20 protein-coding genes are annotated in these 16794 nt (G+C 39.5%); 9 read left to right on the forward strand and 11 right to left on the reverse strand.

Annotated features, from left to right (window positions below):
- The first annotated feature begins 158 nt into the window (after window positions 1-158).
- The 8 genes from IPZ59_RS11585 (at window position 159) to IPZ59_RS11620 (ending at window position 8189) form a co-directional block, all read left to right on the forward strand.
- On the forward strand, window positions 159-1907 hold the full coding sequence (locus IPZ59_RS11585) for a DEAD/DEAH box helicase (RefSeq protein ID WP_236136207.1): 1749 nt from the start codon (window positions 159-161) through the stop codon (window positions 1905-1907).
- A gap of 179 nt (window positions 1908-2086) precedes the next feature.
- Complete coding sequence (locus IPZ59_RS11590) at window positions 2087-2803, forward strand: 16S rRNA (uracil(1498)-N(3))-methyltransferase (RefSeq protein ID WP_236136208.1); 717 nt, start codon at window positions 2087-2089, stop codon at window positions 2801-2803.
- Complete coding sequence (locus tag IPZ59_RS11595; RefSeq protein ID WP_236136209.1) at window positions 2800-3291, forward strand: hypothetical protein; 492 nt, start codon at window positions 2800-2802, stop codon at window positions 3289-3291. Before IPZ59_RS11590 ends, IPZ59_RS11595 begins: the two co-directional genes overlap by 4 nt.
- 25 nt (window positions 3292-3316) lie before the next feature.
- On the forward strand, window positions 3317-4486 hold the full coding sequence (locus IPZ59_RS11600; RefSeq protein WP_236136210.1) for an alpha/beta hydrolase: 1170 nt from the start codon (window positions 3317-3319) through the stop codon (window positions 4484-4486).
- Window positions 4487-4497: 11 nt separating this feature from the next.
- Window positions 4498-5922, forward strand: coding sequence for a leucyl aminopeptidase family protein (locus tag IPZ59_RS11605; RefSeq protein ID WP_236136211.1), 1425 nt, complete (start codon window positions 4498-4500; stop codon window positions 5920-5922).
- 2 nt (window positions 5923-5924) lie between these two features.
- Window positions 5925-7142, forward strand: coding sequence for an ATP-grasp domain-containing protein (locus IPZ59_RS11610; protein WP_236136212.1), 1218 nt, complete (start codon window positions 5925-5927; stop codon window positions 7140-7142).
- 190 nt (window positions 7143-7332) lie between these two features.
- Window positions 7333-7890 (forward strand): fasciclin domain-containing protein, encoded by a 558-nt coding sequence (locus IPZ59_RS11615; protein WP_236136213.1) that lies wholly within the window; start codon window positions 7333-7335, stop codon window positions 7888-7890.
- 77 nt (window positions 7891-7967) lie between these two features.
- Entirely contained in the window at window positions 7968-8189 is a 222-nt protein-coding gene (locus IPZ59_RS11620; RefSeq protein WP_236136214.1) for a CDGSH iron-sulfur domain-containing protein, read from the forward strand.
- Between the two features lie 54 nt (window positions 8190-8243).
- Here the strand turns inward: IPZ59_RS11620 and IPZ59_RS11625 are convergent, their stop codons facing one another.
- From IPZ59_RS11625 to pdeM, 8 genes are read right to left on the reverse strand one after another with little or no spacing between them, the layout of a single operon-like run.
- Window positions 8244-8903, reverse strand: a complete 660-nt coding sequence (locus IPZ59_RS11625; RefSeq protein ID WP_236136215.1) for a 3-oxoacid CoA-transferase subunit B — start codon at window positions 8901-8903, stop codon at window positions 8244-8246.
- 5 nt (window positions 8904-8908) lie between these two features.
- On the reverse strand, window positions 8909-9607 hold the full coding sequence (locus IPZ59_RS11630; RefSeq protein ID WP_236136216.1) for a CoA transferase subunit A: 699 nt from the start codon (window positions 9605-9607) through the stop codon (window positions 8909-8911).
- 3 nt (window positions 9608-9610) lie between these two features.
- Window positions 9611-10558, reverse strand: coding sequence for a bifunctional riboflavin kinase/FAD synthetase (locus IPZ59_RS11635; RefSeq protein ID WP_236136217.1), 948 nt, complete (start codon window positions 10556-10558; stop codon window positions 9611-9613).
- Window positions 10555-11229, reverse strand: a complete 675-nt coding sequence (gene truB / locus IPZ59_RS11640; protein ID WP_236136218.1) for a tRNA pseudouridine(55) synthase TruB — start codon at window positions 11227-11229, stop codon at window positions 10555-10557. The genes IPZ59_RS11635 and truB overlap by 4 nt, the downstream gene beginning before the upstream one ends.
- Window positions 11230-11238: 9 nt before the next feature.
- Window positions 11239-12036, reverse strand: a complete 798-nt coding sequence (locus IPZ59_RS11645) for an undecaprenyl-diphosphate phosphatase (protein WP_236136219.1) — start codon at window positions 12034-12036, stop codon at window positions 11239-11241.
- A gap of 2 nt (window positions 12037-12038) precedes the next feature.
- Window positions 12039-12233: a DUF3098 domain-containing protein gene (locus IPZ59_RS11650; protein ID WP_236136220.1), complete on the reverse strand. Its 195-nt coding sequence runs from the start codon at window positions 12231-12233 to the stop codon at window positions 12039-12041.
- 16 nt (window positions 12234-12249) lie between these two features.
- Complete coding sequence (locus IPZ59_RS11655) at window positions 12250-13140, reverse strand: cell division protein FtsX (protein ID WP_236136221.1); 891 nt, start codon at window positions 13138-13140, stop codon at window positions 12250-12252.
- A 51-nt stretch (window positions 13141-13191) separates the two neighbouring features.
- Complete coding sequence (gene pdeM / locus IPZ59_RS11660; protein ID WP_236136222.1) at window positions 13192-13950, reverse strand: ligase-associated DNA damage response endonuclease PdeM; 759 nt, start codon at window positions 13948-13950, stop codon at window positions 13192-13194.
- On the opposite strand from pdeM, the gene IPZ59_RS11665 reads away from it, so the two are divergent.
- Complete coding sequence (locus IPZ59_RS11665) at window positions 13951-14382, forward strand: DUF2147 domain-containing protein (RefSeq protein WP_236136223.1); 432 nt, start codon at window positions 13951-13953, stop codon at window positions 14380-14382.
- A gap of 7 nt (window positions 14383-14389) precedes the next feature.
- On the opposite strand, the gene IPZ59_RS11670 is transcribed toward IPZ59_RS11665, so the two are convergent.
- The 3 genes from IPZ59_RS11670 to xseA all read right to left on the reverse strand — a co-directional run bounded on the left by IPZ59_RS11670 (window position 14390) and on the right by xseA (window position 16732).
- Window positions 14390-15091, reverse strand: coding sequence for a hypothetical protein (locus IPZ59_RS11670; protein ID WP_236136224.1), 702 nt, complete (start codon window positions 15089-15091; stop codon window positions 14390-14392).
- A gap of 140 nt (window positions 15092-15231) precedes the next feature.
- Complete coding sequence (gene xseB / locus IPZ59_RS11675) at window positions 15232-15435, reverse strand: exodeoxyribonuclease VII small subunit (RefSeq protein WP_236136225.1); 204 nt, start codon at window positions 15433-15435, stop codon at window positions 15232-15234.
- Window positions 15416-16732: an exodeoxyribonuclease VII large subunit gene (gene xseA / locus IPZ59_RS11680; protein WP_236136226.1), complete on the reverse strand. Its 1317-nt coding sequence runs from the start codon at window positions 16730-16732 to the stop codon at window positions 15416-15418. The genes xseB and xseA overlap by 20 nt, the downstream gene beginning before the upstream one ends.
- Window positions 16733-16794: the final 62 nt, after the last annotated feature.

A 16794-nucleotide genomic window follows, 5' to 3' on the forward strand; every position in this document is an offset into this window, starting at 1 on the left:
TATTCTAAAAGTTTTTAATCGTTGTTTGGTAATACAAATTATTGTCTTTAACTTTGCACCCGAATTAAACAATAACATTTTTCTAACCGTGGTTCCTTACTGTCGCTTGACTTGGGTTACTTCAGGAGTACATGGTTGAGAAAAGTAAGGCAAATTTCATGGAAAAAGAATTATTATTCTCAGACCTTGGGGTATCCGCAGAGATCCTTAAGGCAGTAGAAGATATGGGCTATACCCATCCTTCTACCATTCAAACACAATCTATCCCTTTGTTGCTTAGCGGGCGTGATGTCATTGGACAGGCGCAAACTGGAACTGGTAAGACAGCTTCTTTTGCTATTCCTATCATTGATCAAATAGATGTGTCTTTCAACAAGCCTCAGGCGCTTATTTTATGTCCTACTCGTGAACTTGCTGTACAAGTAGAAGGAGAGATCGTAAAATTAGCTAAATATAAAAGAGGTCTTTCTTCCACTTGTATTTACGGTGGAGAAGCAATCGACAGGCAAATCAAATCCTTAAGAAAAGGAGTTCAGATTGTAGTCGGTACACCAGGCCGTATCATGGATCACATGGAGCGTGGTACACTAAAACTGGAACACGTAGGTATGATCGTGTTGGACGAAGCGGATGAAATGTTGGATATGGGTTTCAGAGACGATATCGAAAGAATCTTGAGCGACTGTCCAGATGAAAGACAAACGGTATTTTTCTCTGCCACGATGGCTAAGCCTATCTTGGATTTGACTAAGAAATATCAAAATAATCCGGAAATCGTTAAGGTTTTAAGAAAAGAACTAACGGTAGAAAATATCTCTCAAGTATATTATGAGGTGAAGTCCCCATTGAAGCTTGAGTTGATGTCTCGATTAATTAACTTAAATCAGTTTGCTTTAAGTGTTGTATTCTGCAACACAAAGCGTACAACAGATGAAGTAACAGAAGAGTTAATTGCAAGAGGAATCATGGCTGAAGCTTTGCACGGAGATTTATCCCAAGCACAGCGAAGCAAAGTGATGGCTAAATTCCGTAAAGGTCATGTATCTGTATTAGTTGCTACGGATGTAGCGGCAAGAGGTATAGATGTAGACAACGTAGAAGCAGTTTTCAACTACGATTTGCCATTGGATGAGGAAAACTACGTACACAGAATCGGAAGAACAGGTCGTGCTGGTAAGTCTGGAGCTGCTATCAGTTTTGCAACTGGTAGAAAAGACATGTTCAAATTGAGAGATTTGGAAAAGTTTATCAAGACTTCTATCACCAAAATGTCTCCTCCGAGCGTCAAGGATTTGATCCAACTGAAGAAGGATCAATTGATAAAGGATGTGTATACGCAATTGAGCAAGGAAGATGACAATAGTTTCTATGAAGAAACCATTGGTCAAATGCTTGCTGAAGGCTTGACAATGGAACAAGTGATGATGGGATTGATCAAAATCCAAATGGCTGATGCTGTTCATGAGATGGAAGATCAAAACTTTGAAATTGATCTTGGAAGAGAGCGAAGCAGCAGAGAGCGTACTGAGCGTGGTGGAAGAGAACGTGATCGTTCTGAAAGAGGTAGCAGACCAGAAAGAGGTGCTCGTCGTGAGCGAACTGAGCGTTCTGAAAGAAGCGGGGATCGTCCTGAAAGAAGAGGTTCAAGAGAAAAAGCAGTTAGAGAGCCGGGAATGGCGCGACTATTTATCAATCTAGGTAAAAAAGACCGTGTACGTCCCAATGATATTGTAGGTGCTATTGCTGGAGAATCAGGTGTTTCTGGTAGAAGTATCGGAGGGATTGATATCTTTGATAACTTCTCATTTGTAGATGTGCCATCCAAGGATGCGGATCATATCATCAAAGTGATGAAAAATAATACCATCAAGGGCAAAACCGTAAATATGGAAATCTCCAAAGGCTAAGAAATTAATAAAAGGTTAATTAGTTTATAAAGGTTAGTGATCAAAAGCGCAGTTTCTCAAGAACTGCGCTTTTTTTTATCCCCTCATTTGATTGGCACTCCCGATAAGACTGCGTATTTTTAAAGCCTGATGTTGTATTTAATAGTACACGTACACAACGAGTATTTCCTTTCTAACTTATGCAGCTGTTCTACCACGAAAAATCTTTAGATAGTACTTTTGAACTCGATCAAGAGGAATCCCGCCATTTGATCAAAGTACTGCGTAAAACTAAAGGTGATCAAGTGCAGTTTACAGACGGAAAGGGTTGTTTGGTACATGGAGCCATCTTGGATGCTGATCCTAAAAGAGCAAAGATTATAGTTGAGCAGCGCTTATATCAACCTCAAGATGATTTTTACATACATTTGGCTATCTGTCCAACAAAAAACCTCGACCGTATGGAGTGGATGTTGGAAAAGATTACAGAGATCGGAGTTCATGAAATCTCATTTATTGAATCCAAACACTCCGAACGGGTATTCTTAAAAATGGATCGATTGGAAAAGAAAATGATTGCGGCTTGTAAGCAAAGTTTGAAATTCCATTTCCCTATTCTTAATGGCTTAAGACCTTTAGAAGAAATCTTAAAAGAGTCTAGATTGGACAGCTATCAGCGCTTCATTGCTTATTTGGACGAGGATAATACCCGACATTTGTATGAGAAAGCTGAACCAAATCAATCCTATATTGTCTTAATAGGACCAGAAGGAGACTTTTCAAAAGAAGAAGTAGCTATGGCCTTTGATTATCACTTTCTTCCCTGTTCACTTGGGAGATCTAGACTTCGAACTGAAACGGCGGGAGTTGCCGCTGTTCACTCATTGCAATTAAAAAACACCTTAATAATACCATGAAAAAATATCTATTTGCAGCTGCAGCACTTGTGCTATTTCAGTATTGTCAACCTAGTCAAACAGATAGCACCTCTTCTCATGGAGAAGATGGATGGCTTTCAGGAACCAATGATGAAAAATTTGATGAAATAGCCCATCAATTAGGTGGTTTTAGTAAAACTATGGTGGAGGTTTCTTACAGATACTCTGAACTGTATTGGGCAGGGATGGATGAGAACTGGGGATATGCAGAGCATCAAATCGAGCATATCATTGAAGCGATGGAGGATGGATTGAAAAGAAGGCCTGTTCGTGCAGCCTCTGCGGAAGCCTTTATGGAAGAAGCGATCCCTGCAATAGAGGAAATCATTGAAGCAAAAGATAAAGAAATGTTTATTAAAGGTTTCCAAGCTTTTACATCTGCCTGTAATGCCTGCCATGCGAAGGAAGGTGAGTCTTATATCATGATTCAAGAACCTTTGAACAGGTTGTCACCAGTAAGATTCTAACTAGTAATTTAACAAACGCGTATTCATGCAATCAGATAGCCCACAGTCTATCCAAGCCACACCCGATGATATGGAGACTTCAGATCGACTGATTATTCTGCTCCAAACAGGTGAAGATGATCATCGTCCAGTCTATTTATCAGGCAATTTTAACAATTGGCAGACGCAGGATAGACGCTACATGATGAAGCGTTTGGAGACAGGTGAATATAGCTACCAATTTTCTCCTGATTTTATTTTTCCGGAGGAATTGATTTACAAATTTACCAAAGGGGACTGGTCAGAAGTAGAGATTGATCGCTATGGTAATAAAACCCCCAACCGTTCTTGTCGAAAAACTACAGGTATTCAACAAGAGTTTGTTCCTCGCTGGCGTAAAAACTGGTTGCCATACAGACCTTCTCAATTACCACGAGTTCATTTGATTTCGGATGGCTTTGAAATTCCTCAATTGAAGAAAAAACGTAAGGTGTGGGCACTATTGCCACATGATTACGATACTTCGGAGGAGCATTATCCAGTCTTGTATTTGCAGGATGCACAAAATTTATTCAATGAAAATTCGCCTTACGGAAATTGGCAAATAGATAAGAAGTTGGCCGTTATGTCCGACTATGGTATTGGAAAGATCATTGTCATTGCTGTAGAACATGCAGAAAAGGAGCGGGTTATAGAATACAATGTTGGAAAAACGCTATTAGGAGAGGGGCAGGGGAAAAAGTATATGCGTTTTTTGGCCGACACCTTAAAGCCTTTTGTGGATAAAAGTTTTCGTACCAAGCCTGAACGTGAGTTCACAGGAATTGGAGGTAGTTCGATGGGTGGATTGATTACTATTTTTTCTGGTCTTATGTATCCGGAGGTATTTGGTAAGTTAATGGTGTTTTCCCCCTCGCTTTGGGTTATTCCAAAATTGAAATTTTCTTTTTTGGATGTTTTTGAGCCTATGGAAACTAAAATTTATCTCTATGCAGGAGGGGATGAATCAGAGACGATGGTCAAACATGTCAAGAAATTCCGCAAAAAATTATTGAAACATGAAGCCGCTCAGGCCAACATGAATATACAGCTTTCGATTAATATGGAGGGAAAGCACTCTGAAACTTATTGGAGTGATGAATTCCCAAAAGCAGTGGAGTGGCTGTTTTTTGCAGACCGGGCAGGGGATGAGCTAGGTGATTTAGAAGAAGAATAAAAATATATGCTATGAAATTTTCAATATACCTGGAGACTGCAAAATCGGTTTCCAACACAATTATTATTCCTTGTGTAGAAGCGGATAGCATCCGATATTCATGGAATGATCAATCTTTGGAACTCAAAAGTTCCCTTTTTACGGGTAAAAAAGACACGGTATACTCATTAGTTCAAGATGGACGCTTGTTTATTTTTGTGGGGTTGGGTAGCTCGCCTGAATTTAAGACTATTCAAAATAGTTTTCGTAGATTGACAGCCAAGCAATCATCCTTATTAGAGGGTGAAATTGTACTTGATTTATCCAATTTTTCTGAGGATTGGTTCCTAGAAGCAGCAGTTTCAGGATTAAAGTTAGGTTCGTATCGTTTGTCTCATTTTAAGACAGATGATCTTGGGTCTAATCATTTGGACATGGTTTCTTTTGTATGTTTGAGCAATATCTCTCAAACGGAAGAAGCTATCGACAGAGGTGAAAAAATAGCCCATGCGCAATTGGAGACGTTCAAGCTAGTAGATCTACCAGCCAATACGGTAACTCCTCAATACTTGGCTGACTGGGCTAATCGTATGGGTGCCCAGTATAATGTAGCAGTTGAAGTATTTGATGAACATCAGGCGCTGGAAAAAGGGCTTCATGCATTTTTAGCAGTAGGTCGGGCAAGCAATCGTCCTCCTCGATTTATCATTCTTGACTATGTGCCTGAAAACCCCGAAAAGCATATTGGCTTAGTAGGTAAAGGGGTCACTTTTGATACAGGAGGCTTAAATATCAAAACCCAAGGGATGGTCCATATGAAGTGTGACATGGGGGGGGCAGCTACTGTTTTAGGAGCCATGCAATTAGCCGCATCTTTAAAGGTGCCTCATAGACTGACAGCAATTGTTCCCTGTGTAGAAAATGCAATTGACTCCAACGCCTATCTACCTTCAGATGTCATTGGAAGTTACAGTGGAAAGACCATTGAAGTGATAGATACTGATGCAGAAGGCCGCTTGATTTTGGCAGATGGATTGAGTTATATGGTGAAAAATTATGCTCCGGAAATATTGATTGATTTTGCTACTTTGACAGGGAGTACAGTTGGTACATTCGGTTATTCTTGTGCTGCTTTGTTTTCAAAAAATGATTCATTAGTCAAAGATTTGCAAAAGGCAGGGGATGCAGTGGGGGAGCGGATGTGGCCTTTGCCTATGTGGGATAGCTATCAATCAGAAATGGATTCAGAGATAGCTGATATCAAAAACTACCATGGAAAACCATTTGCTGGAGCAATTACTGCGGCTAAATTTTTGGAGTTTTTTACTGAAAAACATCCGGCATATGCTCATATAGATATTGCTGGGACAGCATTTGGAGATTCAGAATTTGCAAAAACCAAGCATGCAACTGCGTACGGTGTGCATTTATTCCTTAAATTGTTGGAAAATTTATAACCATGAGTGACAACCATAAAACCTTTTTATGTATCTCCAATTATTTTAAAGGAGGTGCTTTTCTATCATCCTTGAAAAAAGCTGGGAACAAAGTGTTCTTGGTGACTACAGAAAAATTGAAAGATAGTCCTTGGCCACACGAAGATCTTGACGAGGTTTTTTACATGCCTGGTCAGGACTTGGATTGGGATCTAGATCGGTTGCTGATAGGCGTGGCGGGTGTAATGAAGGCGAATAAGATTGATGCAATCGTAGCTTTGGATGATTATGACGTAGAAAAAGCCACTTTCTTACGGGAAAGCTTACGGATTCCGGGTATGGGTCAGACCACTGGAAGGTATTTCCGGGATAAGCTGGCAATGCGTATGAAAGCCAAAGATGAAGGAGTGTTGGTTCCTCCTTTTTCTCCGCTTTTCAACGATGAAGAAATTAATCATTTTGCAGATACTGTTCCAGCTCCATGGGTATTGAAACCTCGTTCTGAGGCTTCTGCACATGGTATCATTAAAGTGCATGATAAGGATAGCCTTTGGGCAACTATTCACGAATTAGGGGATAACCGTGTTCGCTATTTAGTAGAGCAATTTATGCCTGGTGATGTGTACCATGCTGATAGCTTAAATTTAGATGATAAAGTAATTTTCTGCACAGTTTCTCGCTATTTAGCTACACCGATGGAGATTTCTCAAGGTGGTGGTATTTTCCGGAGTGCTAATGTAGCGTATGGTTCTGCTGATGACAAGGCTATCCAAAAAGCCAATAAGCAAGTCATGAAGGCTTTTGGGATGAAAAGCGGTGCAGCTCATACAGAGTTTATCAAAGGAAGGGAAGATGGAAAAATTTACTTTTTAGAAACTTCATCCAGAGTAGGAGGTGCACATCTTGCTGAGATGGTAGAAGCTGCTTCAGATATAAGTTTGTGGGCTGAGTGGGCCAGAATAGAAGATGCTAAGGTTAAAAATCTCTCGTACACCTTGCCATCTGTCAAAAAGGGATATGCAGGTATTGTGTTGACACTTTCCAAGTTTCAACATCCAGATCTCTCTGGGTTCAGTGATTCGGAAGTTTGCTTTAGAGTTCCATTAGACTATCATGCAGGCTTGATTGTCAAGTCCGATTCTAAAGAGCGGGTTTTACAGTTATTGGATGATTATGCCGAGCGATTGAGTAAAGATTTCTCAACAGTTGCAGAGCAAGAAAAAGTAAAAAAATTCCATTGATAGCAGCGTTTGACGCAGCAGAAGACTTTCAATAGCCACGTCAAATTTACAAGTAAAATTTAGTGATTCACCAAGTCAGCGTTAGTATCCTTTCTGGGTATCAATTAAGATTTGGTGTTTTTTTTAGTCAAATTTGTAACCTTTGGCTATTTTATTCGATTATTAATTCATAAACCAACGAATAAATAGTATGCTAAACCTAAAAAATTACTTCAGTTTATTGGTAGTTCTTGGATTTACTACATTGGGTGCTTGTGTTTCAGATGATGAACCACAGGCTGAGGTTGAGGAACAAGAACTTACATTAACCGAACATCTAAGAAATCTTCAAAATACGGATATGGATCTGTTTTTGGATGCTATTCCTGAGTTTTGGGAGTCATTGGAGCAAATTCAAGGAATTACATTATTTGAACCTTCACCTGCTGCTTTTCTGGCTTTTCGCGAGGCGAATAATGCAGATTCAGTGGAAGAGGCTATTGAGATAGTAGGAAAAGAGACTTTAGAGGAATTTTTATCCTATCATGTCATCAATGAGGTAGTTCGGTTTGATAATCTTCCAGAAGGGGATCACCTATTTAGAACTATATCAGGCTTACCAATAGTGCTGCGACGAACAACCGCTCCCCCGAGGGGATTTGTAGTAGATGGATCTGGTGGTGAGGTAATCGTAAATCTCGGAGGTGTACCTATTCGAAATGGTGTTTCATACTTGACTTCTAGGATACTTGTTCCGAGACCAAACTAAGTTATTTCCCAAATCATTTACGTTGAGTGTTTGAAATTAGGGATTCTTTAGCGTATTTGGATAAAAAATTACGCACGATGTCAACAAAAATAACAGTTAATCCAAATGGTTCTCTTAAGATTGAAGGGGACTTCGAGATAGTCGATAACCAAGGGAACACTTATGGTCTTCAAGGTAGGACGGTTTTAGGACTTTGCAGATGTGGACTTTCCAACAATAAACCATTTTGTGATGGCTCTCATCGCAATGGTTTTGAACATACAGCGGTTGCATTTGACCTTCCTCCAAAAAAGGTGTAAAAAGTAAAAACCGAGCTCTGCGGCTCGGTTTTTTTAATGTATACCGTGGATTAACTAATCAAATTTCATTTCAGGAATTTCACCTTCTACAATCAGTCTACCTTCTGTCTTGGCAATGATTTCTTCTACGCTGATTCCTGGTGCACGTTCCAATAATTTGAAACCTCCCTCAGGAAGTACATCAAGCACTGCTAGATCGGATACAATTTTCTTCACACAACGAATACCCGTAATCGGAAGGCTACATTCTTTCAATAATTTGGATTTACCATCCTTACTGCAATGCTGCATGGCTACGATGATATTATCGGCGGATGCTACCAAATCCATCGCTCCTCCCATGCCCTTCACCATCTTTCCAGGGATTTTCCAGTTGGCGATATCTCCATTTTCAGAGACTTCCATGGCACCTAGAATGGTCAACTGAACATGACCCCCACGAATCATCGCAAACGACTCCGCAGAACTGAATAAAGCCGAACCTTTGGCCATGGTAATGGTCTGCTTCCCAGCATTGATTAAGTCGGGATCAATGGCATCCTCCGTAGGAAATGGACCGATCCCTAACAAGCCATTCTCTGACTGTAATACTACCTCCAAGTCTTCAGGAATGTAGTTGGCTACTAAAGTAGGGATTCCAATGCCTAGATTGATGTATTGTCCTCCTTTCACCTCTCGGGCGATGCGTTGGGCTATTTGATCTTTTGATAACATGGCTCTTAGGATTTTCTGATGGTTCGTTGTTCGATTCTCTTCTCGTAGTTTACACCTTGGAATATCCGTTGCACATAAATTCCAGGGGTATGGATTTGATTAGGATCCAACTCGCCAGCCGGAACCAATTCTTCCACCTCAGCGATTGTAATTCTTCCTGCAGCAGCCATCATAGGATTAAAGTTTCTGGCAGTTCCTTTGAAGATCAGGTTACCAGCAGTATCTCCTTTCCAAGCTTTCACAAATGAAAAGTCAGCTCTCAGCCATCTTTCCATCAAGTATAATTTTCCATCAAACTCACGGATTTCTTTTCCCTCAGCCACTTCTGTACCCACACCTGCAGGAGTAAAAAAGGCAGGAATTCCTGCTCCTCCCGCACGTACGCGTTCTGCAAGTGTCCCTTGAGGGATCAATTCTACTTCCAACTCCCCGCTGAGTAGCTGACGTTCAAACTCAGCATTTTCACCTACATAGCTGGAAATCATTTTTTTAACCATGCGTTTTTTGAGCATCAGACCGATACCAAAATCATCTACACCAGCATTATTAGAAATACAGGTGAGGCCGCTCAGGTCTTTTTCTAGGAGTGCAGCTATGGAATTTTCCGGTAATCCGGATAATCCAAAACCGCCAAACATCAGCACATCGTCGGAAAAAACATCTTTTACCGCTTCTGCTGCATTCGCTACAGTTTTATTGATCATGTGTTATTTGGATTTAGTTAATTGATTGGTCAATATTTGCAATGCTGTTAACCTGTCCTGCTCCAACTGAGCTTTCAATGAATCCAATCCTTCAAATTTTACTTCTGAGCGAAGATAAGATTTTAAATAGACGCTAACACGTTTATCATATAAATCCCCGCTAAATTCAAATATATTTACCTCTATTGTGCGTGAGTTTCCATTGACTGTAGGACGGTTACCGATATTCAACATGCCTTGGTAACGAAGGCCTTCCACACGAACTTCAACTGCATATACGCCGTCAGCTGGGATTAGTTTATAATCGTGAGGGATATGGATATTGGCTGTTGGGAAGCCAATAGATCGACCCAATTGCTGCCCTTTGATGATGATCCCATTCAGCTCGTAGTCTCTTCCCAAATATTCGTTGGCTACCTCTACTTTTCCTACTTCTAGGGCTTTTCTGATCTTAGTGCTCGATACACCTACATCGTCTACATCTTCCCTTGCAATTTCTTCCAAGTCAAAAGGGTAGTATGCCAAATTAGCCTTTAAGTAATCAAAACCTCCTTCTCTATTTTTTCCAAAGCGGTGATCGTAGCCAATTACAAGTTTTTCTGTATTGATTCCGTCAATCAGAATTTTTTGAATAAACTCCTCGGAGCTGAGGTTGGAGAATTCCCTAGTGAAAGGAATGGTTAGTAAGTGATCAATACCAGCATTCCGTAGAAGAGCTGTCTTTTCTTCAAAAGTACTGAGTAAGCGTAATTGATGATTCTCTGGTTGCAAAACTAGCCTAGGATGAGGCCAAAATGTGATCAAAACAGTTTCACCAGCGATTTCATCAGCAATGGAACGAATGCGACGAAGGATTTTTTGATGGCCTAAATGAACTCCATCAAATGTACCGCTTGTCACTACGGCATTTTTGATAGGAGAAAAATCAGCTAAACCTTCGTAAATCCTCATACGGCTCGTTCCTTAATTTTTGAAATCAATGATGGTAAGTCTTCACTATTTTCCAACAGGAAATCACCGATTCTTGTTCGACAAAGAGAGGACATATAGGCTCCAACACCAAGGCTTACTCCTAAGTCACGAGCTAAACTTCTAATATATGTTCCTTTGCTACATACAATCCGAAAGTGAATGACAGGGTTTTCAAATTTTGTAATTTCAAAAATTGACACTGTCACTGGCCGAGGGTTAATGAGTATTTCCTGTCCCTTTCTTGCTGCTTCATAGACCCTTTTCCCATCTATTTTGATAGCAGAATGCATGGGAGGTATTTGCATGATATCTCCTGTTAACTTCGCTGCGGCATCTTTTACGTCTTCTAATGTGATATGGGAGGGATCTGCAATTGCAATCACTTCTTTTTCTAAGTCAAAACTTTCGGTGGTAGCTCCCAAAACAAAAGTACCAGTATATTCTTTTTCTTGGCCCATAAAGAGCTCAATGGACTTGGTCATCTTACCTGCACAAACGATAAGTAAGCCAGTTGCCAAAGGGTCTAAGGTACCTGCATGTCCGACTTTTTTTATTTGAAGTGCATTTCTTACTTTTTTGACTACATCAAAGGAAGTCCATTCCAGTGGTTTATTGATCAAAAAAACTTCTCCGTAAGGTACTTGTTCCATTGAAATAAATTAAGAATTGTAGAATCCTGCGGCAATTGCAATCAAGCCAACAACGGTACAGTAAATAGCAAAGTAGGTCAATTTACTCTTGCGCACGAGGGCAATCATGATGGTACATGCAAAATATCCGGATATAAATGCCGCTACAAAACCTACCGAAAGATATCCAATACTATCACTGTTGTATGTCAGAGCCCCATCCAAGATATCTTTGGCCATTTTTCCCAAAATCAAAGGGACTACCATTAAGAATGAAAAGCGAGCGGCCTTATTTTTATCAATTCCAAGGAGAACTGATGCGGAAATAGTGGCTCCTGAGCGGGAAATCCCTGGTAACATAGCGATAGCTTGTGCAATACCTACCAAAACAGCATTGGTAAACCCTACATTTTTGTTGGTATTTTTTGCTTTATCTGCCAAAAAAAGCAGAGTAGCGGTTACGAGTAGCATAAAACCTACAAACATGATTTTCCCCCCAAAAAACTGTTCCAATTCTTCTTCAAAAAACAAGCCTATGATGACTGCGGGGATCATGGATAGGATGATTTTTACTGAGAATTGAGTTTCCTCATTCCACTTAAACTTGATCAGTCCTCCTAAAATCTCCAGTATGTCTTTTCTAAAAACAACAATGGTGGCTAATGCAGTAGCTGCATGCAGTACCACAGTGAATAAAAGACTTTCCTCGGGCAATTTGCTATCGCCAAGTAAGGCACTAGCGAGTTCAAGATGTCCACTGGAAGAAACTGGTAAAAACTCAGTCAATCCTTGAATGATTCCAAGGATGATTGCATCAATAAAATCCATGATTACTTATTGGATGGTTTATGGAAAATAGCGTAAAACTGGAAGATAAATCCTGCTAATGTTACGATGGGTCCAAGCACGAGACCTAAAAAGCCAAAACCATGAGGTTCATTATCAAGACCTATGAGCACAAATCCCAAAGTGATGATGGCAAGTCCTATGAGCATCAATTGATAATTTTTTTTCGAAAAAGGCATATGAGAGTGTTCCATTTTAGTATAGATCGTCCAAAGACATGTTTAAATATTTGTTAACCGCTTGTAAGGTACTAAATACAGAAAGTATTACGCCAATGATGACTAAGCTACCAAATAAACCATACAGTAGGGTATAGTCTTGTAGTAACGCAAAACCATCAATATTAGCTTTTATGTATTCAATAATCCCGTATAAAAGAGCAGAAGCTAGGATTCCCGAAGCTATTCCGAATAGAAAAGCACGTGATAGGAACGGCATGCGGATAAAACCACGAGTAGCCCCAACCAATTGCATACTTCTGATAAGGAATCGTTGAGAGAATAGTGCAAGCTTGATGGTATTGTTGATCAGCATAATGACCGTAAAAATCAAGATTACAATAAACCCTCCCAGCACTAAGGCTACTTTGGTTAAATTTTGATTGATGGATTCCACCAAATCAGCCATGTATGTTACTTCAAATACACCATCAATCAAACGTAATTCCTCCACAATATCAGTAATGAGTTCCGAAGTTTGGTATTCTTCAGCAATTGCCAAGGTAAAGGAGTCTCTTAATGGGTTATCGTCAAGAAACTTCGTGAAATCTTCCCCAGTGCTTTCTAAAAACTCCTTAGCAGCCTCCTCTTGAGAGATATACTGAAAGCCCGTCCCATCTTCTTTTTGGATGATGTAGGGTTTGGATTTTAGCATGTCACTGATCTTTTGGATATCTTTTTCGCTAAGATTTTTATTGAGGAAGACTTGTACTTCAATATTTTCCCGGATAATCTTGGTTAAGGTTTTGGCTTGGATCACAATCACCCCAAACAAACCTAAAATAAAAAGCGATAGTGTAGTGCTGAATAGCACGGAGGCGAATTTGAATCTACCTAGTTTCGTCTTTTTCCTTTGATTGCGGCTCATGGTTTGAAAATATAAATGTCAAAATTACTCAGGACGGTCGATTAAACAAATCTAAGCCTTTAAATTAGCTTCTACTACTTTCTTTCCTGTAACAACGTATGCTTGGTTATTTTTGGTACAAGGAAGTATGTGGAGACCTGTAAATCTACCAAAAGCAGGGAGTATGAGTTGATTTGGGCTGATAAAAAAGCAAGGTAACGAAATTCTTTGCCTGCCATTTCCATGCAATCGAATCCCCGGATGAATATGCCCACAAAGGTTAAACTTTGTTAAGGGAACATCTTTCATAGGTTCATGTGTTAAAACCAACTTTCCTAGCTCCAGTTTTTCAGGCACAATCTCCCATCGAGTCGATTGATAAATAGCAGGAGGAAGGATATCATGGTTACCTTTGATAAGTGTAAAACAAGTCTCAGGAAATTGATCTAAAAAATCTTCCAATGCAAACCAAGATTCATTCAGATCACTATGAAACAAATCCCCTAAAAAGTACACGTGGCTTGGTCTCCAAGTATTCAGAAGTTTTTCAATAATCAATAGGTCTTCCTGATGCAAACTTTCTGGAATTGGTATACCTGCTTTTCTGAAATGTGCGGCCTTGCCAAAGTGTGTATCTGCCAGGAGAAGACATTTATCCTCAGGAATAAACAGTGCCTTTTCAGGCAGTAATTGAAAATCTATACCTTCCCAAGTGTAGGTCTGCATGGTACTAAAATTCTGTAAAGTTTGGAAAGTATTCTGTTTAACAATTTGAAAACTTATGCGTTTGTATGTGTAAAAGCCTCTTTTTACTACCACAAACTTATGCATATGTTTAATAAAATCGTCTTAGGATTCGTTTTCTTTTTTATCCAATCAGCTTTATTTGCGCAGCAAGGAGATGAAATTTTAGGAGAATGGTACACCACAGAGCGGGATGCAAAAATCGAAATATTCAAAGAAGGAAACCTGTACTCAGGAAAGGTAGTATGGTTGGAGCAGCCTACAGAAAACGGAAAGCCTATACTAGATACTAATAACACGGATAAAAGTAAGCGCAATAGGCCAATACTAGGGATGAGATTGATTGAAGGTTTTCAATTTAAGAATGGTACTTGGGAAAATGGGCAAATTTATGATCCTAGAAATGGTAAGAGCTATTCCTGTGTGATCAAAAAGAAAAACAATGAAACCCTTGAAGTCAGAGGTTTTGTAGGCTTTTCAATGATAGGACGTACGGTAGAGTGGTATAAAGTCAAGTAAGTGATCTCTATTTTCTGTTAAACAAGTACTTGTATTTGATTTGCATTTGAAACAAATGATCATAAAAACTATTATATCCGGCATTCCCATCTAAATAATCAGAAAAGGAAAAAAGAATAGTGCCCTCTAAACTTAAGTCGGAAAAAGAACTGAGTTTTAAATCTATTCCTCCCCGTACAGGAATGTACCCGCTAGTAATGCTTGCTTTGCTAGGTTGTTCGGATGGATCAAAGCTAAAATATTCCTTTCTGTCCACATGAATTATTCCGATGCCAGTACCGACGTAAATATTTACTAAAGGTCTGTTCATGTGATTGAAATATGGCATCAAGTAGAAAGTAGGCATAACATCAGCAAAATAAGCAAGCCCATTGAAACGAAAGGCTCCTCCAGTCTCTTGCCATCGTCTAATAGGGGCTAAGCCAGGGGTTCCTCCGCTTTCAATAATTTGGAGACCAGTAGTTGTTTGTAATCCCCAATGATTGTGAAATCGAAGTATGTAAGCAATACTTGCAGCAGGATTGATTTCGAAATTTTTTTGGTGATATTGAGCCCCATTATCCGCATAAATAAACGAGGGACCAACTCCTATTGACAACACGCTTGTTCTTGGAGTCAATTCTTTATAAAAACTTTGGGCATGAAGAGTGAGAGTTACTCCCCAAAAGATTAAAATCAAAAAACTATTCTTTGCAAGATGTAACTGCATTGTAACCGGTGTTTAATTATAAGAAAAATAGAATCACACTCATCTCTACAATTTAGAGACCAAAAAATTTTGGTTTTGAAAAAAATAGCTGCTTGAGCTAATTACCTTGAACCCTCCCGTGTTTTAAATAGCAAGCGCTGTTAATTTTCAAAATCGTCACCCAGGGCAAGATTAACTTCCTCTTCTGTTGTGCGAAGCTTTTTTCTGCAAAACTTCATGAGATCAGAGGCTTCTTTCACCAATGCTGTAAGCTCATCTATTCCCTTTTCTCCTTTTTCCAGTGTTTCTACAATTTCCTGAATACGCTTAATTGCTGAATCATAACTAAGATTTTGAATTTCCATAATCGGTTGTTGATTTAATAATACTTTCGATTTTTTGTTTAATTCCGTAGGTTGTCAACTGATCGCCCGCCCTAGGTTGAGTAGTGTGCAAAGGTACTCCATTTATTTCTGATCGGGTATACCCTCTTTTAAAATGCTCTTCAGGATCTAAACGAATGATGTCTCTTTGTAGTTGAGTAAGGCTTTTTTGTTCTCTCTCGATTAACTGGCCCCATGTTTTGGATAGAAGGGAGCTTTGTTCATGAACTTTGAGTTGTTGAATTTTTAGCTCCTGTAAACTCCAAGACTTGATTTGATAGTGCAACTGATCAATGCTTTTTTCCTCTTGTTTCAATTCTTGTCTTGCCAAACTTTTCACATACAGTCCCAGCTGTTGGATGAGCTTAAAATTGTTTTGTGTTTGCATCATCGTACTTCGTTCCATTCGTTTATGAAGCATAACTATATGTTCTTCAAATGCCAAAAAACCATCCAATAGAAAAGCCGCTACTGCGGTGGGGGTTTTAAGTTTAGTATGAGCGACAAGGTCCGCAACGCTTTCATCTCGCTCATGTCCAATTCCCGTCAAAACTGGAATAGGACACACTGCCAAGTCCCTAGCAAGTTCATATTCATCAAAGCATTCAAGATCTAACGAAGACCCACCCCCGCGGACTACTACTATAGCCTGGAACTTTTTCCCAAGAATAGCTTTTTGTAGGGCAGTTCGAATAGATGTTGCTGCTTCTGCGCCTTGCATAAGGGCAGGAAACAGGGTGGTGTGTATTTGGTAGCCGTAGGGATTATTTTCCAATTGATTGATAAAGTCTTCGTAACCAGCAGCATTGGGAGAGCTGATGACAGCAATTCGCTGAGGAACAGAAGGGAGTATGAGTTGTTTGTTTTTATCGATCAATCCTTCTCGTTGTAGACGGTCTATGGTGACCTGCCTATTTTTCGCACGTTCTCCTAACGTGAAGTTTGGATCTACATCTTTGATATGTAAGCTGATTCCATAAATTTCGTGAAAGGTTACAGAAACCAATGCCAAAATTTTCATCGAAGCTTGCAATCGTTGACCAGTAGCTTGTTCAAATTTGGAGGAAATGCCTCGGTAACTATATGACCAAATGTTTGCCCGAATTTTAGCCAAGGTTTGATTCCCTTGTTTTTCAAGTAATTCTAAATAGGCATGACCATTATGCCCCACCTTGAGTTCACCTATCTCGGCAATCACCCAATAGCTAGGTTCAAGCTGAGTATCTAAAGTGTCTCTGATAAGCCTATTTAAAACGATTAATGAAAGTGCATCTTGCATACGACAAAAATATAATCTTTTGTGCGTAACTAAGAAATCTAGAGTGTTGGTTTTTTGAAAAG

Origin of the sequence: Mongoliitalea daihaiensis, from assembly GCF_021596945.1 — a bacterium.
GTDB classification, from domain to species: domain Bacteria; phylum Bacteroidota; class Bacteroidia; order Cytophagales; family Cyclobacteriaceae; genus Mongoliitalea; species Mongoliitalea daihaiensis.